The 25,541-nt window shown below is 67.2% G+C and carries 23 protein-coding genes; 10 read left to right on the forward strand and 13 right to left on the reverse strand.

Translation table 11 applies throughout. From position 1 onward, the window contains the following. Window positions 1-35: 35 nt before the first annotated feature. Window positions 36-1,088, forward strand: a complete 1,053-nt coding sequence (locus ACLQ3I_RS04540; RefSeq protein WP_425800215.1) for an alpha/beta hydrolase — start codon at window positions 36-38, stop codon at window positions 1,086-1,088. Window position 1,089: 1 nt separating this feature from the next. Here ACLQ3I_RS04540 and ACLQ3I_RS04545 read toward each other — a convergent pair whose 3' ends face one another. From ACLQ3I_RS04545 to ACLQ3I_RS04560, 4 genes are all read right to left on the reverse strand, one after another. Next, entirely contained in the window at window positions 1,090-3,282 is a 2,193-nt protein-coding gene (locus ACLQ3I_RS04545) for a DUF2254 family protein (protein ID WP_425800216.1), read from the reverse strand. 95 nt (window positions 3,283-3,377) lie between these two features. Further along, window positions 3,378-4,724 (reverse strand): carboxylesterase family protein, encoded by a 1,347-nt coding sequence (locus tag ACLQ3I_RS04550; RefSeq protein ID WP_425793122.1) that lies wholly within the window; start codon window positions 4,722-4,724, stop codon window positions 3,378-3,380. 95 nt (window positions 4,725-4,819) lie between these two features. Continuing rightward, entirely contained in the window at window positions 4,820-5,560 is a 741-nt protein-coding gene (locus tag ACLQ3I_RS04555; RefSeq protein WP_425800217.1) for a hypothetical protein, read from the reverse strand. A gap of 88 nt (window positions 5,561-5,648) precedes the next feature. Beyond that, window positions 5,649-6,527 carry a LysR family transcriptional regulator gene (locus ACLQ3I_RS04560; RefSeq protein ID WP_425800218.1) on the reverse strand — a complete coding sequence of 293 codons (879 nt, stop codon included), beginning with the start codon at window positions 6,525-6,527 and terminating at the stop codon, window positions 5,649-5,651. Window positions 6,528-6,627: 100 nt separating this feature from the next. Between ACLQ3I_RS04560 and ACLQ3I_RS04565 the strand changes: the two genes are divergently transcribed. Beyond that, window positions 6,628-7,830 (forward strand): MFS transporter, encoded by a 1,203-nt coding sequence (locus ACLQ3I_RS04565; protein WP_425800219.1) that lies wholly within the window; start codon window positions 6,628-6,630, stop codon window positions 7,828-7,830. A 13-nt stretch (window positions 7,831-7,843) separates the two neighbouring features. Here the strand turns inward: ACLQ3I_RS04565 and ACLQ3I_RS04570 are convergent, their stop codons facing one another. Then, the gene (locus ACLQ3I_RS04570) at window positions 7,844-8,464 is read right to left on the reverse strand and encodes a helix-turn-helix transcriptional regulator (RefSeq protein ID WP_425793127.1); all 621 of its coding nucleotides are present in this window, start codon (window positions 8,462-8,464) and stop codon (window positions 7,844-7,846) included. 128 nt (window positions 8,465-8,592) lie between these two features. Between ACLQ3I_RS04570 and ACLQ3I_RS04575 the strand changes: the two genes are divergently transcribed. Together ACLQ3I_RS04575 and ACLQ3I_RS04580 are read left to right on the forward strand one after the other, a co-directional pair. Then, a complete protein-coding gene (locus ACLQ3I_RS04575) occupies window positions 8,593-9,717 on the forward strand; it encodes a Rieske 2Fe-2S domain-containing protein (protein ID WP_425793128.1) in 1,125 nt (374 codons plus the stop codon). A gap of 1 nt (window position 9,718) precedes the next feature. After that, entirely contained in the window at window positions 9,719-10,687 is a 969-nt protein-coding gene (locus ACLQ3I_RS04580) for a PDR/VanB family oxidoreductase (RefSeq protein WP_425800220.1), read from the forward strand. Window positions 10,688-10,704: 17 nt separating this feature from the next. On the opposite strand, the gene ACLQ3I_RS04585 is transcribed toward ACLQ3I_RS04580, so the two are convergent. Further along, window positions 10,705-12,318: a DUF222 domain-containing protein gene (locus ACLQ3I_RS04585; protein ID WP_425800221.1), complete on the reverse strand. Its 1,614-nt coding sequence runs from the start codon at window positions 12,316-12,318 to the stop codon at window positions 10,705-10,707. Window positions 12,319-12,434: 116 nt separating this feature from the next. On the opposite strand from ACLQ3I_RS04585, the gene ACLQ3I_RS04590 reads away from it, so the two are divergent. Next, window positions 12,435-13,259 (forward strand): PIG-L deacetylase family protein, encoded by an 825-nt coding sequence (locus ACLQ3I_RS04590; RefSeq protein ID WP_425800222.1) that lies wholly within the window; start codon window positions 12,435-12,437, stop codon window positions 13,257-13,259. Here the strand turns inward: ACLQ3I_RS04590 and ACLQ3I_RS04595 are convergent. Together ACLQ3I_RS04595 and exaC are read right to left on the reverse strand one after the other, a co-directional pair. After that, a complete protein-coding gene (locus tag ACLQ3I_RS04595; protein ID WP_425800223.1) occupies window positions 13,246-13,668 on the reverse strand; it encodes a DUF779 domain-containing protein in 423 nt (140 codons plus the stop codon). The genes ACLQ3I_RS04590 and ACLQ3I_RS04595 overlap by 14 nt on opposite strands. 37 nt (window positions 13,669-13,705) lie before the next feature. Then, the gene (gene exaC, locus ACLQ3I_RS04600; protein WP_425793133.1) at window positions 13,706-15,229 is read right to left on the reverse strand and encodes an acetaldehyde dehydrogenase ExaC; all 1,524 of its coding nucleotides are present in this window, start codon (window positions 15,227-15,229) and stop codon (window positions 13,706-13,708) included. Between the two features lie 551 nt (window positions 15,230-15,780). On the opposite strand from exaC, the gene ACLQ3I_RS04605 reads away from it, so the two are divergent. The 3 genes from ACLQ3I_RS04605 (at window position 15,781) to ACLQ3I_RS04615 (ending at window position 20,935) form a co-directional block, all read left to right on the forward strand. Further along, window positions 15,781-16,587: an LLM class F420-dependent oxidoreductase gene (locus tag ACLQ3I_RS04605; RefSeq protein WP_425800224.1), complete on the forward strand. Its 807-nt coding sequence runs from the start codon at window positions 15,781-15,783 to the stop codon at window positions 16,585-16,587. A 59-nt stretch (window positions 16,588-16,646) separates the two neighbouring features. Then, window positions 16,647-18,716, forward strand: a complete 2,070-nt coding sequence (locus ACLQ3I_RS04610; protein WP_425793136.1) for a TPM domain-containing protein — start codon at window positions 16,647-16,649, stop codon at window positions 18,714-18,716. A 128-nt stretch (window positions 18,717-18,844) separates the two neighbouring features. Next, complete coding sequence (locus tag ACLQ3I_RS04615) at window positions 18,845-20,935, forward strand: PhoX family protein (protein WP_425800225.1); 2,091 nt, start codon at window positions 18,845-18,847, stop codon at window positions 20,933-20,935. Window positions 20,936-20,941: 6 nt separating this feature from the next. Here ACLQ3I_RS04615 and ACLQ3I_RS04620 read toward each other — a convergent pair whose 3' ends face one another. Next, window positions 20,942-21,172, reverse strand: a complete 231-nt coding sequence (locus ACLQ3I_RS04620; protein WP_425800226.1) for a PLDc N-terminal domain-containing protein — start codon at window positions 21,170-21,172, stop codon at window positions 20,942-20,944. Between the two features lie 56 nt (window positions 21,173-21,228). Here ACLQ3I_RS04620 and ACLQ3I_RS04625 point away from each other — a divergent pair, with 56 nt between their 5' ends. Both ACLQ3I_RS04625 and ACLQ3I_RS04630 read left to right on the forward strand, forming a co-directional pair. Further along, window positions 21,229-21,699 (forward strand): MarR family winged helix-turn-helix transcriptional regulator, encoded by a 471-nt coding sequence (locus ACLQ3I_RS04625; protein ID WP_425793142.1) that lies wholly within the window; start codon window positions 21,229-21,231, stop codon window positions 21,697-21,699. 16 nt (window positions 21,700-21,715) lie between these two features. Beyond that, a complete protein-coding gene (locus tag ACLQ3I_RS04630; RefSeq protein WP_425800227.1) occupies window positions 21,716-22,996 on the forward strand; it encodes an MFS transporter in 1,281 nt (426 codons plus the stop codon). 22 nt (window positions 22,997-23,018) lie between these two features. Here the strand turns inward: ACLQ3I_RS04630 and ACLQ3I_RS04635 are convergent, their stop codons facing one another. From ACLQ3I_RS04635 to ACLQ3I_RS04650, 4 genes are read right to left on the reverse strand one after another with little or no spacing between them, the layout of a single operon-like run. Beyond that, complete coding sequence (locus ACLQ3I_RS04635; protein WP_425800228.1) at window positions 23,019-23,408, reverse strand: carboxymuconolactone decarboxylase family protein; 390 nt, start codon at window positions 23,406-23,408, stop codon at window positions 23,019-23,021. Window positions 23,409-23,413: 5 nt separating this feature from the next. Then, window positions 23,414-23,569: a hypothetical protein gene (locus ACLQ3I_RS04640; protein WP_425793146.1), complete on the reverse strand. Its 156-nt coding sequence runs from the start codon at window positions 23,567-23,569 to the stop codon at window positions 23,414-23,416. Beyond that, a complete protein-coding gene (locus ACLQ3I_RS04645) occupies window positions 23,562-24,149 on the reverse strand; it encodes an RBBP9/YdeN family alpha/beta hydrolase (protein WP_425793147.1) in 588 nt (195 codons plus the stop codon). The genes ACLQ3I_RS04640 and ACLQ3I_RS04645 overlap by 8 nt, the downstream gene beginning before the upstream one ends. 38 nt (window positions 24,150-24,187) lie before the next feature. Next, complete coding sequence (locus tag ACLQ3I_RS04650; protein WP_425800229.1) at window positions 24,188-25,525, reverse strand: MFS transporter; 1,338 nt, start codon at window positions 25,523-25,525, stop codon at window positions 24,188-24,190. Window positions 25,526-25,541 lie beyond the last annotated feature (16 nt).

Raw genomic sequence — 25,541 nt, forward strand, 5'->3', positions numbered from 1 at the left:
TCCTGTGGCCGCGCGGATCCTCTAGCGTCGAGAGGGTGCGAACGCCCACCTCGGAGCAGCGGTGGCCGCCCTCCGGACGCGGCTCCTGGCGCTCCCGTGCGGTCAACGGATACCTCTCGCGCGTCTCCCACCCGCTGATGACGGCCGCGGGCCTCGGTGGTGCCGTCCCACCAGCTCGGCTGATCAGCGCGATGCGGCCCGGCGTGAACCGTTCACTCGTCGCCATGTCGCCTGCGCCCACCGGGACGAAGGTGGAGACCGTACGGGAGGTCTTCGACGACGGCGACGCAGCCCGTCACGGTCGGGTCCGCGGCGAATGGGTCGGTGCACATGCCGGTCCCGCCCGGCCCGCGACCGCCGACCAGACGATCATCTACTACCTCCACGGCAGCGGATACGTCGTCTGCTCCGCCCGGACACACCGGGGCCTGGTGGCCCGACTCTCCCGCCGCACCGGCTGGTCGGCTTTCAGCCTGGACTATCGTCTGGGGCCCGAGTACGTCTTCCCCGCCGCCGGCGACGATGCGATCCGCGGTTACCACTGGCTGCTGGCCGCGGGTTTCCGTGCCGACCGGATCATCGTGGCCGGCGATTCGGCCGGCGGCCACCTCGCGGCCGATCTGCTGGCGGACAACCACCACACCGGCACACCACAGCCGGCCGGGGTGGTGATGTTCTCGCCCCTGTACGACCCGACGTTCGATCTGGCGGTCGCCAGCCAGCTTCGCGGAGTACGTGATCCGATCATCGATGCCGTTGCGGCACAGCGAATCCTGCGTCTCTACACAGGCTCGGCGGGGCCGGATCACCCGAGGATGCGGATCGCACTGCACCACGGGATGGCGCTGCCGCCGACACTGATCCAGGTGGGCGCACTCGAGGTGATGGGCGACGACGCGCGGGCGATGTACCGCGAGTTCCGCGCGGCGGGTGGCGATGTCCGGCTACAGGAATGGCCCGACCAAGGCCATGTGTTCCAGATGTTCCCGCGGTTCTCCCGTGAATCGGGCCGCGCGCTGGGTCTGGCCGCCGACTTCATGACCGGACTGCCGGCACCGGGAGTGGCGCAGCCTCGGGACGCCGTGTGAGCTACGGCCCGTCCTCGCGCCGATCGTCCGGTGTCACGGGGCGCCGGGGATCCTGCGCTGGAACCCACAGGCGGCCCCACTCCGATCCGTAGCCCTGACGATCGGCCGCCGAGGCCAGATCACGGTCGAGATCGTCGACCCAGTCCCGGCGGGCCTGGGCATCGAGCATCGCCAGCCGCTCGTGGATCGAATCCTGCTGGCCGGGGGCGCACGCCGCCAGCAGAGTGGTGAACAAAGCCCGGAGGCGACGTTGCACCTGCGCCTGTCCGACGCTGTGCCTGCGGATCTCGTCGGTGCCGATCGCCAGGTAGTCCGCCCAGGTGCGCCGGACGCCGGTGACGACCGCGCCCGACTCGGCGACATCCGCGGCGCGCACCCGAGGCGCCAGCATCAGCAGGAGTTCCTCGGTGTGATCGAGCGCCTGCACGACGACGGTCGGATCATTGCCTCCCGACGACATCGCCTTGAGCGCGATGTCGGAGATCGCCTGCAGCGCAGCGGCCGGACTCACCGACGGTTGATGTGCATCGCCGAAGAGCAGACATCCGAGGACCCGCGGCGTATCCACCTTCGCAACGTCGCCTCGCACCTCGACCACCGGGACGCCCTGCGGGACATGGTCGCCCACGGCAACCAGGACCTCGATCCGTACACCCCAGTCGATCGCATAGCGATGCAGTCGTGCGACGTTGACCGCCAGCAGGATTCGGCCACGCGTCGCGATGTCCCGCATCGCGATGACCTCCACCGGGAGTTCGACCGCGTCGACAACGGGCTCCGGTGTCGCCGCACCGAGAGTCTCGGCGAACGTGTCGAGCGGGTACTGCCGGTACACCGCGGTCCGGCCGTCATGTGCGATCCACCGGAGCAGGTGCGCGGTGTTCAGGATGGCGCCGACCTTGACGACCAGAGCGATGAACAGATACGCGCTGACGGTGGTCAGCACGAATGCGATCGCCGTGGACAGCCCCGGGGTGGGCCCGTTCGGGTCGCCCACCGACAGGTCGATCGCGATGATCACGCTGTAGACAAAGGTGGCGAGGAAGAACCCGGTGGACCATCGCATGACCGGCTCCTGCTGGAGCATCGGGATCACCCGCACCGAGATCGACGAGGCACCGAACTGCATGGCCAGCGTCACCGCGGTGAACACCAGGCCGGTCAGCGTCGCCATCGACCCGGCGATCACGCTCAGCAGGGTGGCCAGGGTCCCGGCGTCCACCTGCAGCTCCAGGACCTCGTCGAGGCCGATGGTCACCCACGCGGCGATGATGGCAGAGGTCACCAGAACGACCGGCAGACGCCAGGTCGGCACGGTACGCAGCTGTCGCCGGGTACGCCGCCACCGGATCGCCGAGGCCAGCGCGCCCGGCACCCGCTCCCCGAGATCGGCGGCGACCGGTGACCGCGGTGACTGCAGCGCGGGTTTGTCGGGAACACCGAATCGGCCGGCGACCGCCTCCTGCGCGACGATCTTCCACCGCATCAACGGTTTCCGGAACCGCTCCTCACGGGAGATCGACTTCGCCAGCTTGCGGTGCCGGGTGCGGTAGCGCCAGCGCGCCCAAGGCGAGTGCGGTCGGGCGAGACGGATCGCGCCGAACCACAGCAGGAACGGAACGAACAAGCCGGCCAGCCCCGTCCACACCTTGCCCTTCAGGAGGGTGATGGTGGCCAGCGCGAGGTTCACCACCAGGACGACCAGGACCACGATGCGCGTCGTCGCGTCCTCGGCGTCGCGATACTCACCGACCACATCGGTCACCCCGAACGGTTGCAACCCCACGAGGAACAGCAGACCGACTGCGATCGCGACGAACACCGCGTCGATCGATGTTCGCCCCTCCTCGGACCAGTAGACGTCGCGCAGGTGCAGCAGAAGCGCGAATTCGTCGAGGACGAGGGCACTTCCGATACCGAAGAGGGCGGCGAGCGTGCAGTCCAGGACGGGTGTGCGGAACGGGTCGACGGCCACGAATCCGAACCCCGACAACAGCATCAGCATCATCCCGAAGAAGACGTGATGCACGTGGACCCCGCCGGGCGTCACGTTCCCGGGCCACCAGCTGACCTCGGCGCGGATCATGCGGACGCTGAGACGGATGAACAGGAAGGTCAACATGAAGGCGATGAGCAGGAAGAACAGCGGCAGTCGACCTGTGTCGACGATCGTCTGATCGAACCACCGCGCCATGATCAGACACTACTGCGCACGGCGCCGGCGACAGGCCGGACCGGTGAGGTCGGACCAGCGGACGGGATCAGCGAGGCGGGATCAGTGAGGCGGGATCAGCCTCGTGGGAACCGGATCAGTCCCGGGACGTCGGCCGGCGGCGTCCATCCCCCTCGTGCGAAATCCGCCCAGATCTGCCGGATACGACGCCCGTTGGCCTCCACCTCGGGCCACTGGTGTCCGACGAGGAGCGGCGCACCGTCCCACGTCGACCGGTCGCCGAAGAGCAGCGGGATGTCGACGGTGTGCGCGGCGCGGAGCGGGTGCCCCGGTATCCCCCACTCCAGGACGTACTGTCCGCCGAGGCCGCCCGCTCGCCGATGCCGTCGGACGAATTCCTCTGCGGCGGTGACATATACGGTCCGGGTGAGCCGCCTGATGACGAACTCGTAGAGCTTCGGGCCGACGACGGGCAGCTTCTGCAACGCGCCGAGGCCCGGGATTGCGTCGGCGAAGAACGCGACCTCACGCTCGTTCCACCCGACGAGCACCTCGACATCGGCGGCCCGCTGTTCCCACGCGACGTCCACGTCGTCCTCGGCCGGCAGCGGTGCATGGCCGTACTGCGTGCCGAACGGCATCAGCGCCCGCAGACCGTGCCGGAGCACAGCGCCGCCCGAGGCGAGAGCCTTCTGTGTCGCCAGCATCTCGTCGGCCGGCGTGATCGCATCGAGGTGGCTCGTCGCATCGGCCATCGCCGCATACATGCCGGCACGCCCGGACGCGAGTCCGAGTGGGGCACTCTGCAGGATCACCCGCCGAAACAAGCCATCGGTCCCCTCGGCGATCATCAGATGCGCCGCCGCGTCTGCACCCGCGGATTCGCCGAACAGCGTGACGGCCTCCGGATCGCCGCCGAATGCGGCCACATTCCGTTGGACCCAGCGCAACGCCGAGATCATGTCCAGCAGGCCGAGATTCGCCGGGCGGTGGACACCGTCGCCGATGAACCCGAACAGACCGAGCCGATAGGTTACCGCGACGACCACGACCCGTTGCTCGACGACGAGACTCGCCGGATCGTGACACGGCGCATCCGCCGCGCCCATGACGTATGAGCCACCGTGTATCCACACCATGACCGGCAGCGACTCGTCGGGCCTGCGGTCGGCGGGCACGGTGACCGACAGACGCTGACAGTGTTCGTCCTCGGGCAGGTTGCCGAGCGCGACCTCCCCGAACCGACTCCGGAGCAGATCCTCGGTCTCGTTCTGCGGGCAGGCCGGCGACCACGATGTGGCATCGATCGGTTCCGGCGACGACGGTTCCGGCACCGGCGCCTCGAATCGATCGGCGCGCGCGTACGGGATGCCGGTCGCCCGGATCATGTCCCCGTCCAGCCGGGCGACGACGTTCCCGGCCGGGCAGTCGACGGTGACGGTCTGGAAACCGGTGTCTGTCATGGTGCCTCCTGATCGGTGGTCAGCAGACGCCATCCGATCACAACGGGCCCGCGACCATCATTGTCGCGGGCCCGTTGTGCGGTTGTCGGGAGAGATCAGGGAATGAGCGAATCCAGCGATCCGAAGGCTCCGCTTGCGCCGGTGGCGGCGAAGTTCGTCGTGCAGCCGTTGAACGACACGTTGTCGACATTCACCTTGCCGGACTTCTCGTTCGGCTGGCTGGAGATGCCGTAATGATCGACAACGGTCTTGTGTCCGTCACTGTTGGCGGCCTCCGCGAACTGCGCGAGCGTGGCGTTCTGACCCTTCGGGATGTCACCGATCTTGCGCGTGGACCACCACTGATTCGACGAGGCGGCATTTTCCTTGCCGGCACCCGCCGGAGCAGACCAGACAAATGTCGCGAATCCGCCACTCACACCAGTGTTCGCGCCGGTCACACGTATTTGCCAATTCGCGTTGCCGGCTGTTTTCTCGAATGTCAGCGGCTTCTTCGCGACGTCGGCCAAAGGCAATTGACCTGCGCCGTGATAAGACGCCTCACGTGGCTTGTCGGCGGTGGTCATGAACTCCAGCGAACCGTCGTCGTCGACGACCTTGGTCGCCGTCACCTTCCCCGCCTGGCCCTGCTCGTCAGAGAAGGTGTTCCCCCACCCGTTTGCGCTGGTAGGGGTCGAAGTCTTGGCGCAGTTCGTATCTGAAACCGGCGCCGCCGTCGCCATTGTCGGAAATGCCAGACTTGCGGCCCCCAGGGCCGCACCCACGACAATTCCTCGGATGACATTACGTCGCATTCTGTTCATCGCCTCCAGTTCGTTTTCGGCAAATCGCCTCACCGAAACTAACAAACGAGTCCATCGATAAACACCCCCCGTCGCGATGGGAATAGAGAGCGACAATGGAAAAGCGACAATAGAAAGCCTGTTAGTCAGGTGAAATACGCCGGACGACGAAGTCGCGAAACCTCTCGGCGGCGTCGGGCAGGGGACGCGACCGCAACCAGGTCAGGCCGATCTCGCGCGATTCGCCGGTCAGCGGGATGAGGGCCACATCGGGGCTGCGATCGGCGTCGTCGACGGGCACGACCCCGATCCCGAGCCCGGCACCGACGAGACCGGTGATGGTCGCCAGCTCGGCGGAGGAGAATGCGATCGTCGGAGCGATGTCGGCCGCCGCGCACAGTTCGTCGAAGATCCGGCGCATGCCGAAACCTCGCTCCATCACGATGAACTCCTCATCGGCCGCCTCCGCGAGACCGATCGTGGTGCGATCAGCGAACCGGTGATCGGACGGCACCACCAGGGCGAGCTTCTGTTCGGCGATCGCGAACCAGGCCATGTCGGTGCGCATCGGACGCGGCGACACGATCGCGAGATCGGCGTCTGCGCCGATCACATGGTCGACGACGGTGGCAGCGGCGTCCTGGGTCAGGGTGAACCGCGCCTGCGGGTTCTCGTCACGGAACCGCCGGATCAGATCGGGTACCAGCGTGACGCCGAAGGAATGGAGGAAGGCCAGTCGCACCACCCCTCGCGCCGGCCGCCGCATCTCGTCGATCTCGCGGCGGGCGGCATCGAGCTGCACCCGCGCACGGCGCGCGCGTTCGAGGTACACCTGCCCGAACCGATTGAGCACCAGACGCCGACCATGCCGATCGAAGAGCGCGACCCCGACGTCTCGCTCCAACCGTGCGACGAAGCGGGACAGCGTCGGTTGCGAGACATGAGCCTGCTCGCCGGCGGCGGTCAGGTTCTCCGCCTCGGCGATGGCGATGAACCAATCGAGTTCGTGATGCACGTTCATCCTGACGATCCATCCTAGCTGCGGTTATTCAGAACTGAATGGGATAGGAGAGATCCATTCATTTTGAGGTCCAGACATGGCGGGGTGACGCTTGACCACGATGACCACGAGAACCGCCACCTCGGCCCCGGACACCCGGCACACGCTGGGCTCGCCGGGCTATCGACGCGCCACCACGGCACTGTTCGCCGCAGGCATGACGACGTTCATGGCCCTCTACTACGTGCAGGCCCTGCTCCCGCAGCTGTCCGACCACTTCGGTGTCTCGCCGGCCACCTCCGCGCTTGCCGTCTCACTGACGACCGGGTTCCTCGCGGTCGCGATCATCCCGGCGAGTGTGCTGTCCGAGCGGTACGGGCGAGTGCGGGTGATGGTGATCTCGGCACTCGCCGCTTCGATCATCGGCATCGTGCTTCCGTGGTCGCCCTCCATCGAGGTGCTCCTCGCCGGCCGGGCACTCCAGGGTGTGCTGTGCGCCGGCGTGCCCGCGGTGGCGATGGCCTATCTCGCCGAGGAGGTCGACGGCGCGTCACTCGGCACCGCGATGGGACGCTACGTCGCGGGAACCACGATCGGCGGACTGACCGGTCGCCTCGTCCCCGGCGTCGCCGCCGATCTGGTGTCCTGGCAGTGGGCGCTGGAGGCGGCCTGCCTCGTCTCGCTGGGCTTCGCGCTCGTGTTCTGGCGTACCGTCCCCGCCTCCCGCTTCTTCAGCCCCCAACGCGTGGCGCCACGGATCACGGCGCAGAATCTGCTCAACCACCTGCGTGACCCCGGGCTGCTCCCACTGTTCTTCCTCGCCTTCGTCCTGATGGGCGGGTTCGTGACGGTCTACAACTTCATCGGCTACCGGCTCCTCCGGCACCCCTTCGACCTGAGCGAGGCGACCGTTGCGGCGGTCTTCCTCATGTACCTCGCCGGTACGTTCTCGTCGACCTTTGCCGGCCGGTTGGCCGACCGGAGAGGTCGTCGGCGGGTGCTGATCGCCGCGGTGTCCACCATGCTCGTGGGCCTCGCATTGACCGTGCCCGACCGACTACCACTGGTGCTGATCGGCATGCTGCTCTTCACCGCCGGCTTCTTCGCGGCGCACTCGGTGGCCAGCGGATGGGTGTCCGCGCGCGCCACCGATCACCGGGCCGAGGCGTCGTCGCTCTATCTGTTCCACTACTACCTCGGTAGCTCGGTGGTGGGCGCCCTCGGCGGACTGGTGTTCTCGGCATTCGGTTGGGCGGGTGTCGCCGTCTATGTCGGGGTGCTCGTCGCGGTGGGGTTGGCACTCACGGTGCTGTCGCGGCGCTGACCCTGATGGACCGCTAGGTGGCAGCACCCTCCGGCGGGGCCGCGCCCTCCCCGTCGCGCTCGAGCCGATCGATCAGCTCGAGACCCTTGTGCGCCCAGTCGATTTCAGACTGCGCGCGACTGATCATGCCGTCGTAGGTATGTGCCTTGTAGGCGACGATTCGAGCGTGCTCGCTCGCGGGATACCGGTGAAGGCGGCGCACGATGGCGGGGTCCGTCCCGGCCGTGATCCCGTCACGCACGTCGGTGAGCAGGTCGACCTGCTCGGTGTGGTACCCGATGTGCCGCCGCAGGATCTCACGCGCGGCATCAGGATCGGCCCACTCGAAGTAGGCCGCCTGCATGTGGTGGGCATCGCGCACCGGAGCGTGCCCGAGGGGTGTGTTCATCCACGCCCGGAATGCCTCTATGCCGTCGTCAGTGACGCTGTACTGGGTCTTCGTGCTGCGCGGACCCCAGCGGACCTCCTCACCGGCGACCAGCCCGTCTCGCTGCATCCGTCTCAGCTCGGGATAGATCTGCGAGTCGGGCGCGTGCCACACGTGCCCCACCGAGCCGCCGAATTGCTTCGCGGCGTCATAGCCGGTCAGCGGCCCGGCGGTGAGCAGGGCGAGCAGGGCGTGACGAAGGCTCATGTCTCCTCGTTGGGTGGTTCGTGTTGCGGATCACTATATCCGTAGATAGAGTGTGCTCCACCTCACCGACTAACTATGGACATAGCTATTCGCTGACAGCAGCCGAACCCGACACGCAAGGACCTCTCATGACCGATCTTGGACCCGGCGGAGCGACCGCCACCAACATGGACTACCCGTTGGACGCCTGGTACGTCGCCGCGTGGGATCACGAACTCTCCGCCACCACGCCGATGGCGCGCACCGTTGCGGGCAAGCCGATGGCGCTGTACCTCACCGCCGAAGGGCGGCCGGTGGCGTTGGCCGACGCGTGTTGGCACCGGCTGGCCCCGCTGTCGATGGGCACGCGGGTCGGCTCCGACGAGGTGCAATGCCCGTATCACGGCCTCCGGTACAACTCGGCCGGGCGGTGCACCCACATGCCGGCGCAGGAGACGATCAACCCCTCCGCCATGGTGGCCTCCTATCCCGTCGAGAAGCGGTATCGGTTCTTCTGGGTCTGGCCGGGAGACCCCACGCTGGCAGACCCTGCCCTGATCCCGGACATGTTCCAGATGGATTCACCCGACTGGGCAGGCGATGGACGCACCATCGAGGTGGAGGCCAATTACCAACTGGTGCTCGACAATCTGATGGATCTGACGCACGAAGAGTTCGTCCACTCGTCCTCCATCGGCCAGGACGAACTCAGCGACTCGGGCTTCGCTGTCACCCACGATGAGCGGACCGTCACGGTGAGCCGGTGGATGCATGACATCGACGCGCCGCCGTTCTGGCTCAAGAACATGCGCGACAAGTTCCCCGGCTTCGAGGGCAAGGTCGACCGCTGGCAGATCATCGAATTCCAGGCACCCGGAACCATCCGGATCGATGTCGGTGTCGCCAAGGCCGGTACCGGCGCACCCGAGGGCGACCGCAGCCAGGGTGTCAACGGCTTCGTGATGAACACGATGACGCCGGTCGACAGGAAGACCTCGCTGTACTTCTGGGCGTTCATGCGCGACTACTGCCTCGACAGCCAACTGATCACCACTCAGCTCCGTGACGGCGTCCACCGGGTGTTCGGCGAGGACGAAGCGATGCTCACGGCGCAGCAGAAGGCGATCGAGGCACACCCCGACCACGAGTTCTACAACCTCAACATCGATGCCGGCGGGATGTGGGTGCGACGCATCATCCAGCGGATGATCGAGGCCGAGCGGTCCGACCTCGCTACCGACATCGATGCTCTCGCCACGCAGGTCGTGAACTGACATGACAGACAACAAGATCACGTGGCAGCGCGGCCGCATCACCTCCGTCGCCGCCGCTGCCGACGCGATCGCCGAGATCGTGATCGCGACCGAGCGAGCCGACCGGGTCGCCCCGGGCGCACACGTCGACGTCCGCATCGACGATGGTGACATCCGGTCGTACTCCGTCGTCTCCGCCGGAGCCGATGGCCGGAGTGTCACGCTCGGGGTGCGCCTGTCCCCGACGTCGCGCGGCGGGTCGCGCTTCATGCACTCACTGCGTCCCGGCGACGAGATCGAACTGACCGCGCCGATCCAGAACTTCCCGCTCCGGGTCGGCGCAGCACGCTACGTGTTGCTCGCCGGTGGCATCGGGATCACCGCGATGGCCGCGATGGCGGCGGTGCTCCGGCGGGTCGGCGCGGATTACCGGTTCGTCTATGTCGGACGCCGACGATCCGACATGGCCTTCCTCAGCGAACTCGTCGCCACCCACGGCGACCGTCTCGAGGTCCGTGCCGACGATGAAGGTCATGGGCTCGACGTCGCGTCTCTGGTCGGCGACGTCGACACGCACACCGAGATGTACATGTGCGGTCCGATCCGCCTGATGGATGCCGTACGCCGCGCCTGGCTCGACCGCGAATTGCCGCTGCCGAACCTCCGCTACGAGACCTTCGGCAACAGCGGCTGGTTCGAGGCCGAGGACTTCGTGGTGACCATCCCACGCCTGGATGTGACGACTTCGGTCGGCGCCGGCGACTCCCTCCTCGGCGCCCTCGAGCGGGCCGGTGTGGACATGATGTTCGATTGCCGCAAAGGGGAATGCGGCCTGTGCCAGGTCGACGTCCTCGAGACCGATGGCACCATCGACCATCGGGATGTGTTCTTCAGTGAGACGCAGAAAGCACAATCAGAGAAGCTGTGTAGTTGCGTTTCTCGGGTGGTACATCCTCGCGGCGGCGGCAGACTCGTCCTGGACGTGCCCTGAAGTTGCAGCGCCCGGATTCAGAAGGGCGGCGGATTCTCCGCGTTCCAACGATCCATCGCCCGCTTGTCGGCACGTTTGACCGCCGTCGCACGACGGGCGCGGAGGGTGTCGATGCGTTGTCGTGCGGCATCGTCCGGCGGTCGGCCGGTGCGGGTGAGGGATCCGAACAGATCGCGTCCGGTGAATGCGTTACCCAGGTAGGTGTGGCCGGCGGGTGACTGGAAGAACACCTCGCCGAGGGGATCGTGGTAATCGCGCCAGCCGACCGCGAAGGTCTTGATGCGGTGGTGAAAACGGCACAGCGGCTTGAGGTTTCGTGGGTCGGTTGGCCCGCCCTGGGCGAACGGGATGTCGTGGTCGACGTCGGCGTGGAAGGCGCGGTTGTTGCAACCGGGGAAGCTGCAGCACAACTCACCCGAACGGACCCGGTCGGCGAGCTTCTTGCTCGGCGCGTAGCGGTCGATGTGCCGCGGCTCGGCCAGGACATCCGGCCGGATGTACGTGCGCCGCGCCTCGGCAACGAGTCGGCGTGCGGTGTCGGCGTCGAGAACGCCGTGGCCGTCCAGGAAGGCCGGATCGTCGTCGAGACCGAGGAGGCTACTCAGGTTGACGACGATGTGGAAGGTCGGGCGCAGCACACAGGGTGACGCGGTTGCATCGGGCGCGCCATCTGACGGGGCGGTGTCTGACGAGCCGGCGTCGGATGGGTCGGCGTCGCAGGGGTCGGTGTCGCAGGGGTCGGCATCGGATGCGGAGTCGGCGTCGATGTCAGCGGCGTCAGGGTCGGGGGTGCAGGTTTCGCACCGGCAGTCGAGAGTGGTCGCCCCGTGGACCAGCGCGACCAGCGCATCAGCGCGCCGTTGGGCAGCGGTACGGGGATCGCCGGCGTGCACGGCGGCGGCCATCGCGGTCAGGCGGGCGTCGACGGCGGCAGCGTGCTCGGCCGGCAGCGACCCGCCGATGCGCGACTGGCCCGGGGTGTCGCGGTCGGGGCGCACGCTGATGTTGCGGTCGGAATCGACGAGTTCGCGGCGTCGGCGAGTGGCCGCGGGATCGTGAGTGGCGACGTGTTTGTCGATCATGGCCAGGAAGCGGGTCATCGACATCGGCTCGCGGGTCTCGATGTCGGCGGCGATGATCTTGTCGAGCAGGTCGAGTTTCTCGGGGGTGCACAGGGCGGTGCGCCGCACCACTGCGAGAAAGCGGGGCAGGTCGATGCGTCCGGCGCCCAGGGTGGCACCGATGAACGGCAACTGGTGGCGCAGCACGCTGCCGGCTTCGATGAACTCCCGCGCGCGGGCCGGGGGCACGGTCAGCGCAGCACCGACTTCCGCGATGGCGGCTTCGAGTCCGTTGGGGCCGAACCGGGCGCGCGGGTCTTGCCCGCTGGCGGCACGCGCGGCCAGGCGCTCGAGGTTGGCCAGCGACGTCGATTGCTCGCCGAGTTCTGCGGCCAGGCGTACGAGGTGGTCTTGTTCGCGTTCGTCGTGGATGAGACTGGCGGCCTGCAACATCCGATAGTCGGCGGCCGCGCGCACCGCGGTGGTGTGATGGAGCACCTCGACCAACTCGGTGGCCGAGTGCTGCTCATCGTCGGCCATCTGGGCCAACGCAGGTGCGCTCGATTGCATGACACCAAATCTATCGGTGGCCACCGACAAGTTTGTCGCCGCAGGTCAGACCGTTCCGAACGGTGGATGGCAACGGTCACCGAGAGCGTCGAGACCGCACCGAGCATGATCTACCCATGAGCACAATCGTCTTCGTTCATGCCCACCCCGACGACGAGGGCACGGCCACCGCGGGAACCATGATCCGAGCCGCGCGCGAGGGTCATCGGGTGGTGGTCGTCTACTGCACCGACGGGGACCCGGGTGACGTACCCGACGACCTGGCGCCGGGTGAGACCGTGGTGAGTCGTCGACGTGGTGAGGCAGAGGCATCCGCGGCCATCACCGGCACCGCACGAGTGGCGTGGCTCGGCTACGGAGACTCGGGGATGACCGGCTGGGCACAGAACCACACCGACGGCGTCTTCTCGCGTGCTGATGTCAACGACGCCGGACGGCGTCTCGCGGACCTCCTCGACGAAGAGAACGCGGACACGGTCGTCGGCTATGACTGGCACGGTGGCTACGGCCATCCCGATCACGTCATGCTGCACAAGACGACACTCGCCGCAGTGGAACTCGCGGCACGGCGGCCCCGCTACCTCGAGGTCACGATGAACCGGGACCTCATGCGGCAGATGTTCACGCTCGCTGCCGAGATGGGGATGGAGGGTTTCGACCCGGACACCCGCGGCGACGACGGGAACCCGATCGGCACGGCCGAGGCCGAGCTGCACTGGGCGGTCGACCTCGGCGACGACGTGATGACCAAACGCGAGGCGCTCGCGTGCCATGCCAGTCAGACCGACGTCAAGCAGCTCCTCGAGCTACCGGTCGAGATGTTCCCGTTCGCCTTCGGTACCGAGCACTACATCGAACCCGGGAGGCCACCGGGCATGGTCCGGGGCTGGTGGGTCGATGACCCATCGGTCGGCCGGCCCACCTCCGTCACACCCCGATAGCAGCACCCGTCAGCGGCGGATTCGCGGCGAGGACCTCGTTCTCGTCCGCACTGAAAGCCCTTGAGCGGGAGAGGAATCGGACGCCTTCGGGAGCCTCCAGACTGAAACCCGCGCCGCGCCCCTTGACGACGTCGAGGATGAGCTGGGTGTGTTTCCACAACTCGAACTGGTCGCCGTTGATCCACACCCGGACATCGGGAATCGGTTCCGGCAGAACGATTTCGCCGACGAGGACGTCGCGCTGTCCGACGCGGTACTCGCCGACCGGGTAACACATGGGGGCCGAGCCGTCACAGCATCCACCCGACTGGTGGATCATGAGGCCGCCGTGCAGCTCCGACAGTTTCGTCAAGAGCTGCACGGCGGCGTCCGTGGCGACCACCCGATCAGGAACCTGTTGGTCTGACACGGGTTTCACCTCTGCTTTCTGGTTGCGCCCACTCAAATCAGAAGAAACCCTTGGCGTTCTGAGCGTAACCAACCAGGAGGTTCTTCGTCTGCTGGTAGTGCTCGAGCATCATCAGGTGGTTCTCACGTCCGATGCCCGACTGCTTGTAACCACCGAAGGCCGCGTGTGCCGGGTAGTCGTGATAGGTGTTGGTCCACACCCGGCCTGCCTGGATCTCGCGACCCGCGCGGTAGGCGGTCGCGCCGTCGCGGCTCCACACACCGGCACCGAGGCCGTACAGGGTGTCGTTGGCGATGTGGATGGCGTCCGCGTAATCCTTGAACGTCGCCACGGCGAGCACCGGCCCGAAGATCTCCTCCTGGAAGATCCGCATCTTGTTCTGTCCCGCGAACACCGTCGGCTTGATGTAGAAGCCGCCGGACAGGTCGCCACCGAGGTCGGCCGGCTCACCGCCGATCAGCACCTTGGCGCCCTCCTCCTTGCCGATGGCGAGGTAAGAGCTGATCTTCTCGAACTGGTCGTTGGACGCCTGGGCACCCATCATCGTCTCGGTGTCGAGCGGGTTGCCCTGCTTGATCTGCTTGACCCGGTCGATCGCCTTGCCCATGAAGTCGTCGTAGATGCTCTCCTGGATGAGCGCGCGGCTCGGGCAGGTGCAGACCTCGCCCTGGTTGAGGGCGAACATGGTGAAGCCCTCCAATGCGCGGTCGAGGAAGCCGTCGTCGGAGCTCATCACGTCACCGAAGAAGATGTTCGGGCTCTTGCCACCGAGTTCCAGGCTGACCGGGATCAGGTTCTCCGAGGCGTACTGCATGATCAGGCGGCCGGTGGTGGTCTCCCCGGTGAACGCGATCTTGCGAATCCGGTTGCTCGAGGCGAGCGGCTTGCCCGCCTCGACGCCGAACCCGTTGACGATGTTGACCACGCCGGCCGGCAGCAGGTCTGCGATCAGGCCCATCACGTAGAGGATCGACGCAGGCGTCTGCTCGGCCGGCTTCAGCACGACGGCGTTGCCTGCGGCGAGGGCGGGGGCGAGCTTCCACACAGCCATGAGGATCGGGAAGTTCCACGGGATGATCTGGCCGACGACGCCGAGCGGCTCGTGGAAGTGATAGGCGACGGTGTCCTCGTCGACCTCCGAGATCGAGCCCTCCTGGGCCCGCAGCGCGCCGGCGAAGTAGCGGAAGTGGTCGACCGCGAGCGGGATGTCGGCGGCGAGACACTCACGGACGGCCTTGCCGTTGTCCCACGATTCCGCGATGGCGATCTTCTCGAGGTTCTCCTCGATGCGGTCGGCGATACGCAGCAGGACCAGCGATCGCTCGGCCACCGACGCCTTGCCCCACTGCGGTGCGGCCTTGTGGGCGGCGTCCAGCGCGAGGTCGATGTCCTCGGCGGTCGACCGGGCGACCTCACAGAACGTCTTGCCGTCCACCGGCGAGGGATTCTCGAAGTACTGTCCCTTCACCGGCGGGGTCCACTGACCGCCGATCCAGTTGTCGTAGCGGGACTCAAAGCTCATCACCGATCCATCGGTGCCCGGTTTCGCGTAGACGGTCATCTGGTGCTCCTCAGCGTTGTTCCGATTGAGGTGTCTGGTTTGTCACGTACGCCACGTGCTGCCGCGTATGTGATCTGTTACACAGAGTAGGAGCAGGTCAGTTGCACCTACGTTGCAGCCGGGTACACAACGTTGCAACGATCCGTTTGCGCTGTTCGGAGGCGCATTCTGGACCTGAACGCGGATCAACCCGGCTCACGCGGGTCGGCCGGTGGAACGCGGGTCGTCGACGACCCGCGGATGCCGACCTGACGCGCGGGAGCCGACTTCACCCGCGGGAGCTGATCTGGGAGAGCCCTGAGATTCGTGCCGAACCGTCGACGGCGAAGTCACGGCGGGCCTGGATCGGCCTCGAGGAGCATGGCCGTGTGCAAACGCACGACCTGTTCCCCCGCATCCTCTTTCACCACCACCCCGGACGCCGTATGCGGACCCACCGAGCGGGTGGCTGCCAAACACGCCCGCAGCCAGCAAGATCGCGAACACAACCGCAGACGTCGACCGGAATTCGGACAATGACTTACGCCGCGACCTTCGGCAGACTGGGGCACATGACCTTCACCGCACGCGATTTCCCTGTCCGTATCGGCGTCCAGCTCCAGCCGCAGCATGCTCCGCAGTACTCGATGATCCGCGACGCCGTCCGCCGCGCCGAGGACATGGGTGTCGACATCGCCTTCAATTGGGACCACTTCTACCCGCTGTACGGCGATCCGGATGGCGAGCACTTCGAATGCTGGACGATGCTGGGCGCCTGGGCCGAGCAGACGAGCCGCGTGGACATCGGCGCACTCGTCACCTGCAATTCGTATCGGAATCCGGAACTGCTCGCCGATATGGCGCGCACCGTCGACCACATGTCCGACGGCCGGCTCATCCTCGGCATCGGGTCGGGCTGGTTCGAGAAGGACTACGACGAATACGGCTATGACTTCGGCACGGCCGGCAGCCGCCTCGACGACCTCGGCGCGTCGCTGCCCCGCATCAAGGAGCGGTTCGGCAAACTCAACCCGGCGCCCACCCGCGACATCCCGGTGCTGATCGGTGGCGGCGGCGAGAAGAAGACGTTGCGCCACGTCGCCGAGTACGCGAACATCTGGCACTACTTCGTCGACGTGCCGACCTATGAGCGCAAGTCGGGGATCCTCGCCGACCACTGTTCGACGGTCGGTCGCGATCCGAACGCCATCGAGCACTCTGCCGGCGTGCAGTCGAAGGCGCCCGACGAGGCCATCCAAGAGGCCGAGCAGCTCGTCGCGGCCGGGATCTCGCTGATCACGGTCGGGTCGTCAGGCCCCGATTATGATCTCAGCGTGCTCGAGGCCGTGTGCAAGTGGCGGGATTCGCAGAACAACTGACCGACACCGGGTGACCGGGCAGCGCCGGTGCGTCGAGGCGGCCGGATAGATTGGAGCCCATGCTTTCCACCGCACGGTTGATCTCGTCGCCCCGATGGAAGTCTCGACTCACCGGCTCCCGCGCTGCCACGGCCATCATTCGGCTGGGCCTTGTCGTCCTCGTCGGCGTGGCCGCGCTGGTCCTCGGTGCCGGCGTGGGTGGATCGGCGCAGGCCGAACCACCGTCCCGCCTGCCGACCCAGGTTGTCGATTCGGCCAACGTGCTGACCACCACGCAACGCGATCGCCTGCAGAACTCGATCGATCAGCTCTACAACGACCACGAGGTACAGCTCTGGGTGGTGTACGTGCGGGACTTCGGCGGGCTCACCGCCCAGCAGTGGGCCCAGCAAACCGTGGCCGAGAGCGACCTCGGTGATCGGGACGTGCTCCTCGCGGTGGCCGCCGACGACCGCGCGTACTACTTCGACTCACCCGAGTCGATCGACGGCCTCGATCAGGACGCCCTCGACGACATCGCGCGCGGCGACATCGTGCCGGCACTGAAGAACAACGACTGGGCGGGAGCCGGTCAGGCCGCCGTCACCGGGATCTCCGATGCCATGACGCCGTCGCACACGGGCGCGATCACCGCGGCGGCCGTCGCCGGCGTCGTGGTGGTCGGCGGTGCCGGCGCACTGTTCTACACCCGACGTCGCAAGCGCAAGCAGATCGACGCCGGCCTCGAGGCCATGCGAGAGCAGGAGCTCACCGGGGACCAGCTCGTCGCCCAGCCGCTCGAAGTGCTCGATCCGTGGTCCCGTGAGGTCCTCACCGACACCGACAACGCCATCCGCACCAGTGAAGAGGAATTGCAGCTCGCCGTCGGAGAGTTCGGCGAGAGCGAGACCTCACCCTTCTCCGACGCACTGGCAGCCGCCAAGAAGGGGCTTGCCGAATCCTTCGTGCTGCGACAGCGGCTCGACGATTCGATTCCCGAGACACCCGACGAGCAGCGGTCCATGCTCGTCCAGATCATCACCACGTGCACCGGCGTCGACGCCGCACTCGACGCCCAGGTGGAGAGCTTCGACGCGATGCGCAACCTGCTGATCAATGCCGACACGAGGCTGGCCGAGCTGACCCAGAAGCTCGTCGCGGTGCGCGCACGGATCGAACAATCACAGGATCAGCTCGACACCTTGATCGCCCAACACGGCGAGACGGTACTGGCCTCGATCACCAACAACATCACCCTCGCCCACGAGGAACTGGACTTCGCCGAACACAGCTCGGATCAGGGCCGAGAGGCCGCCGATGCGCCTGCCGGAGAGCAGGGCCCGGCGGTCGCCGCCATCCGATCCGCGGAAGGGGCGCTCGAACAGGCGAACCGACTGCTCGACGCCATCGACAACGCCGACCGCAACATCGCGGCCGCTCATTCCCGGATGCCCGCACTGATCGACGAGGTCGAGGGCGAGTTGACCGAGGCCGAAGCACTCACCGCCGACGGCGGCCCCGCCCTGGCGACCGCGGCGTCGGCGGCGACCGAGGCGGTGACCGCGGCCCGCTCCGGCTTCTCCGACGACCCCCTGGGGACGTTCACCGCACTCATCGACGCGGATGCCGAGCTCGACCGGGCCCTCGACGCCGCCCGGTCCGCGTCGGCCGAACGACAGCGCCGCTCCGAACTGCTCACCGGCGCGATCACCTCGGCCCAGGCGAAGGTCTCCGCTGCGAGCGACTTCATCTCGACCCGCCGCGGCGCGATCCAGTCGATCGCCCGCACCCGACTGTCCGAGGCGCAGCGCCTCCTGCAGGAGGCGGAGGAGGCCTCGGCCACGGATCCGGTGGCCGCGTCCGACTCCGCACGACGGGCCGGCTCACTCGCCGACCAGGCACTGATGGCCGCGCAGGGCGACGTCGCACAGTGGCACCAGAACCAGCAGCCGCATCCGTCCGGCGGGTCGGTGACCGGAGCGGTTCTCGGCGGCATCCTCGTCGACAGCTTCCTGCGCGGTGGGATGGGTGGCGGCCGCGGCTGGGGCGGGGGATTCGGTGGCGGCGGCTACGGCAGCGGCGGACGCAGCCCCGGCTCGTTCGGCGGCTCGGGTACCTCCGGGCGGATCGGTGTGGGCGGCCGCTTCTGACACTCGCTGGTCGTCCCGCGTTCACGCTCTGATCCACGTCGGTTTCCTTTCCCTCCCTAACGTTCGGGCAGTTCTCGTTTCAGCCCACAGCTCTGTTCAGCCCACAGAGCGTCCCGGGGAGGGGCCACGTGCGTATTCCGTTGCAGCTGTTCACGCCGTCCGGAGAGGATGTCGGCCGGTCCGCCCGTGCACACGTGACCTGCCGATACAAATGCGGAGAGGCCTGCTGGCACCAACCCGGGAACACCAGTGACAACGCGTACTTCCGGGATGTGCTGCGCACCAGCGCGTCCCGTCGTGCCGTTCTCCGCTCGTCGGCCGGCGCCGCAGTGGCGCTCGGGGCGACCTCGCTGCTCGCCGCCTGCGGTTCGCAGGACGCCACCGACACGACCGGTTCGTCGGCCGTGGCCGACGGCACGCCTCCGCCCGGGATGAACTTCGACCCGGTCTCCCCCAATACCGAAGATGCCCTGGTGATTCCGGACGGCTACCGCCAGCAGACGGTGATCCGGTGGGGCGATCCGGTGATCCCCGGTGCGCCCGAGTTCGACTTCGCGAATCAGACTCCGGAGGCACAGGCGAAACAGTTCGGCTACAACAACGACTTCGCCGGACTCATCCCTGTCGACGGTGTACCCAACCACCACTACCTGGTGTGCAATCAGGAGTACACGACCGAAGAGTTCATGTTCACCGGATACCGGCCGAAGGGGCCGACCGAGCAACAGGCGCTGATCTCGATGGCCGCGCATGGAATCACCGTCGTCGAGGTCTCCGCAACCCCTGGCAGCGGGTCACTGACACCGGTTGTCGGACAACGAAACCGTCGCATCACCGCGACGACCCCGATTCGCCTGACGGGACCGGCGGCCGGCAGCGAGTTCGTCAAGACCTCGGCGGATCCCGCCGGCACCACCGTGTTGGGCACAATCGCCAACTGCTCCGGCGGTCTCACGCCGTGGGGCACCATGCTCTCCGGCGAGGAGAACCACAACAACTATTTCGCCAACGCGAGCGCAGTCACCGACACGGCCACCAAGGACCGGCTGGATCGGTACAGCTTCGAAGACGACGCCGATTACCACCAGTGGGGGAGGTTCGACGAACGGTTCGACCTGGCCCGGGAACCCAACGAGGCCAACCGGTTCGGATACGTCGTCGAGGTCGATCCGCACGACCCGTCGTCCACCCCGGTCAAGCACAGCGCACTCGGGCGACTCAAGCACGAGTCGGCGACCATCCACGTCGTGTCGTCGGGTCCCGACACAGGGACCGTGGTGGCCTACAGCGGCGACGACGAACGCTTCGAGTACATCTACAAGTTCGTGTCGAGCCGTCGGATGAAGACCGGCCTGTCGTCGACGGCGCGCACCCATAACCTCGGCATCCTCGACGAGGGCACGTTGTACGTGGCGTCCTTCACCGGCGACCAGCCGGACGCGATCGACGGCAGCGGAAAGCTACCGCCCAGTGGATCATTCGCGGGCCGCGGCGCATGGCACCCGCTCCTGACCGCCGACGCCGGCGGAACCGCCCGCTCCCACGTCGACGGCATGAACCCCGCCGAGGTTGCCGTGTTCACCCGGGTCGCCGCCGACAAGGCAGGCGCCACCAAGATGGATCGGCCCGAGGACATCGAACCTCATCCGCGCACCGGCAAGGTCTACTGCGCGCTGACCAACAACGACAAGCGCGGTACCGACGGCGAGGCCGGCGCCGACAGTGCCAATCCGCGCAACGAGAACAAGAACGGTCAGATCATCGAGATCACCGACAACCACACCGGAACCGACTTCACCTGGGACCTGCTGCTGGTCTGCGGCGATCCCGCGGAGGCCGACACCTACTTCGGCGGGTTCGACAAGGCAAAGGTCAGCCCCATCTCCTGCCCCGACAACGTCGCCTTCGATCCGCACGGCAACCTGTGGATCTCCACCGACGGCAACGCGCTCGACAGCAACGACGGCCTCTTCGCCGTCGCGCTGGACGGCGAGCACCGGGGTGAGACGAAGCAGTTCCTGACAGTGCCGATGGGCGCCGAGACGTGCGGTCCGATCATCGACCGCGACCGCGTGATGGTGTGTGTGCAGCACCCGGGCGAGATCGATGACCATTCCGCCGACAACCCGGCGTCGCACTGGCCGGACGGCGGCACGAGCCGGCCGCGTCCGGCAGTGGTCGCCGTCTGGCGCGACGGCGGTTCGCCGATCGGGGTCTGAGAGCCGCTACTTTTCGGTACCCTTCCGTCCGACCGCGAAGTAGGCGATCGGACCGAGGTAGTTGACGAAACTCAGGCCGACCCACAGCGGCTTGGGTCCCTTGACCTGCGCCGACGGACGACGCTTGAGATCGCGTAGAGCGGCACCCTGCAGTACGAACTGCGCCACCGCGCCGACGATGATCATGGCGCGTGATCGGGGTGGGAGATCCGAGAACTTCTTCGACGGGCCTGTCATGAAGTTCACACTAGTCATCCTTTTATTTCGTAACCCTAAGTATTAGGCTTGCGAATGTGTCTGATTTCGAGGTCTCCGACCTGGCCGTCGCCCTGCGCCCTATCCTGACCAGGCTCTACCTGGCGCTACGCAGGCGGACGCCGATCGCCGAATACTCCGCCGCCCAGGCGTCGGCCCTGGCGGTCCTCCTCGACAACGGCCCGATGCGGATGGGCGAGCTCGCCGAACGCGAGTCCATCCGCATGCCGACGGCGACCGCACTGATCGACGGACTCACCAAGAACGGACTCGCCGAACGCCGCCCCGATCCGGACGATCGCCGAGCGGTCCTCGTCGGACTCACCGACCACGGCCGGTCCGTGCTCGAAGGGGTCCGGGGCCGACGGGACAGCATCCTGACCGCGGCGCTCTCCGAGCTCAGCGCTGCCGACCGCGCGGCCCTCGCCGCTGCGGCCCCCGCGCTGCAGGCACTACGCGAGCAACTCGATGCCGTCCCCGCGCACAGCGAGACCGCATCGAACGAATGAAGAATCCGAGGTAACCATGACAGTCATCGACGACAGGTCTGCGCCGACACCGCAGGCCCACGAACACCACAAACCATCCTTGCTGGACACCTTCCGGCAGCAACCGCGCGCGGTCTGGGTGACCGCCTTCGCCGCCGTCATCGCCTTCATGGGCATCGGCCTGGTGGATCCGATCCTCAACACGATCCGCGAGGAGCTGAATGCCCCGCCGTCGAAGCTGACCCTGCTGTTCGCCGTCTACCTCGGCGTGCAGGTGGTGGCGATGCTGATCACCGGTTGGGCGGCGTATCGGTTCGGACCCAAGCGCACGCTGACCGTCGGTCTGACCCTGATCGTGGTCGCCGCGGGTGTCTCGACCTTCGCGGGCAACATCGACCAGCTCATCGCCCTGCGCGTGTTGTGGGGGCTGGGCAACGCACTGTTCATGGCGACCGCCCTCGCCTTCATCGTCGGCGCAGCGCGCGGCGGCCAGCATGGTGCGATCCTGCTGTACGAGGCCGCGCTGGGCGTCGGCCTGGCCGTCGGACCGCTCGTCGGCGCGCTGCTGGGTGCGTGGACGTGGCGCGGACCGTTCGGTGGCACCGCCCTGCTGATGCTCATCGGTGCGGTGCTCTGTGCACTCATGCTGCCCAAGGACGGATCTCGCGGCGATCGCGCCGCAGTCAGCATCGCCGACCCGATCAAGGCCCTGCGGAACCGCACCCTGTTGCTCACGTCGATCGGCTCGGCCTTCTACACCGGCGCCTTGTTCACCGTCATCGCCTACGCACCGCTGGCGATGGGACTCTCCCCGATCCCGGCCGGCATGATCTTCTTCGGCTGGGGCCTGCTGACCGCGGTCTCGGGTGTCTTCGTGGCGCCACGGATCGCGGATGCTCTGGGGCAGAAGGGCGGCGTGATCGTCGCGATCGGCGGCTACGGGATCACCATGGCCCTCGCCGCTCTGGGGGTCGTCACCGGTCAGGTGTGGCTCACCGGGTTCGCGATCGTGTTGTCGGGGCTGCCGTCGGGCATTCTCAACACCCTGTTCACCGGTGTCGCGATGTCGGCGGCCGATCCGGACAAGCCGCGGTCGGTCGCGAGTGCCGGCTACAGCTTCCTGCGCTGGATGGGTGGAGCCGCGTCGGCGGTGATGGTCGCCTACCTCGCCGAGTGGTTCGCGCCGTCGGCCCCGTTCTGGTTCGCCGTCGGCTACTGCGCCATCGCGGTGTGCGCGGTCTCCCTCGTCCGCTCGGCCAGGGCCGAGTCGCATGACGTCGCCGAGGACGCCGCACTGGTGGGAGCCGAAGAGTACTGAGACGCTTCGGTTCTCGTTCTCGTCAGCCGGCCGACGTCGACTGTGCGGGCGACTTCGCACTCTCGTCCAACAGGATCGGCAGGCCGAGGTTGATCGAATGAATCCCCACGGTCGTGGAGAGTTTCAGCACCTCGAGGATCTCCGACCTCGTCACGCCGAGGTCGAGCGCGGCTCGGATGTGCCGCCGGAGCCCCGGTGCGTACAGGTGGGTGCACGACGCGTCGACGGCAATGCAGAGCAGTTGGACGACCTCGGGTGACAGCACACCACTCTCGTAAGGCGCCATGACCGAGGACAGATACTCCTCGGTCCACGCCGGGTCGAGGTCGTCCAACCCGTTCCACAGCTCGTTCCATGTGCCATCGGCCTTCATTCGCTCTGCGATTCCCGCCCGGTCGTCGTCACGGGCCATGGCGGTCACCTTCCCGTCGCATCGTCGAGGGGAGCATCTGTCGCAGCGTCCCCCACGGCCAGCGATGCGCCCGCGGTGATGTCGGCGACCGCCTCGGCTGCCGCTGCGCAGATCTCGGTCATCCCTGGGCCGCCCGCCGACGGCTTCCGCGTGTCAGACATGGGCGTCGGCGACGCTGTGCGCGATCAACTCGTCCAGCAGTTCGGCCGCCCGCAGCCACCGACCATGACCGGAGGCCGGGTTGGCGTGACCCACGTCGCCGAGGTCGACCAGTCGGCTGCCCCATGATTCGGCCATGCCGCTGACACGGCGGTAACCGCCGAGTGCGTCGTTGCGGCTCGCCGCGAGGATGCTCGGGAAGGGCAGCCGCCGGCGCGGAACCGGGAGCCAGCCACCCTTCTCGATATCGGCTGCCTTCGGATAGCCATCCGGCAGTGGGAGTTCCAGATCGGCCGGAGTGACGAGCAATGCACCCTGGACGGGGCGCGTGGTGTGTTGTGCCCAGTGCACAGTGGTCATCACGCCGGCACTGTGCGCCACCAGCACGATCGGTCCGTCGATCTGCCGGATGACGTCGTCGAGGGCGGCGACACGATCTCGGCGACTGAGCTTGTTGCGTTCGAGCGCGGCCACGGTCCGCGCATCGCCGAGGCCGGCGGCGAGATGTGTCTGCCAATGGTCGGCCACGAAGTCTCGCAGGCCGGGGACGATGACCACGGTGGGTGAGGTCTCGCAGTCCATGAATTGCTCCTGGCGGGTGGGGTTTTCACGGTGGGACATCATGCGGCCTGGGGCGATGAGGTGGTGCCGAGGGCCGCGAGCTTGCGCAGGCCCAGCGGATGCAGCCGCCGTCCGACGACCAGCGCGACGATCGCGAGGATGTACACGAAGGGTGCGAGCTGCAGCGCCTCGCGCAAACCCAGGTGATCGGCGAGAATGCCGATCACGAACGGTCCCAGTGCCAGGCCGAGCAGATTGTTGGCGACGGTCAGTGTGCCCATTGCCGAGGCCCGCACCGATGAGTGCGTCAGGTTCGCGACCATGGCGGCCGTGGGTCCGGACGAGCCGGCCGAGAAGAATGCACCGATGCCGAGGAACACCAGCTGCGCGGTGCCGTTCCCCATGCTGAATCCGATCGTCAGGCAGACCAGCGAGATGCCGCAGAAGCCGATGGCGGCCTGCCATTTGCGGGTGATGTCGTTGCGGCCGAGCCGATCGGTGACGATCCCGCAGACCACCATGCCGCTGCCGACGAGGACGATGATGACGGCGGCCGCGACGCCTGCCTTGTCCGGGGCGAGTTCGTAGTAGCGGTTGAAGAAGCTGGGCATCCAGGCCAGCAGGATGGCAGCGGTGAACATCTGCAGTCCCCCACCGATGTAGGCGCACAGCACTGCGGGGTTGGTGAACAGGCTCGACACCGGGGCACGGAATCGGCGGGACGGTGGCGTGGTCGTCGTTGCTGGTTCGTCGACCGCATGCTGCGCCAGTTTGTTCTCGGTGACCAGTGCACGGAACAGCGCCACCAGAAGCAAACCGAGGACCGCCATCGCCGCGAATGACCAGCGCCAGCCCAGGTGAACGGCGATCGCACCCCCCAGGGCGACGCCGAGCACCGAGCCGAAGGACCCGCCTGCCATGAACGAACCGCTCAGGGTGGCATGCAGACGCGGTGCGAACACGCTGAGCACCAAGGCGATACCGACGCTCCCGTACGCGGCTTCACCGACGCCGACGAGGAATCGGGCACCGAGCATCTGCTCGTAGTTCGTCGCGACCGCACAGAGCAGGGTGGCCACCGACCACAGCACCGCCATCACGATGAGGCTCCGCACCCGCCCCCACCGATCGGCCAGCAGCGACAGCGGGAGGGTCAGCAGACCGACCATCAGCGCCACGATGCTGGTCAGCGAGGCGAGTTGCGAATCCGCCAGTGACCATTCCGCTTTGAGGAGGGGGAAGATCGCGCTGAGTACCTGCCGGGACATGTAGTCCGCGAGGAGCAGACCGAACGCGAGCGCGAAGACGATCCACGGGTACTTCCGTGATCGGTTGGATGGGCGGGCGGGGCTGTCGTCGTCGCTGACGCGTTCCGCGACGGAGGTCGATGTCACCATGGGGGGGTACTCCTGG

The organism is Gordonia sp. DT101, from assembly GCF_049844895.1.
GTDB lineage: Bacteria > Actinomycetota > Actinomycetes > Mycobacteriales > Mycobacteriaceae > Gordonia.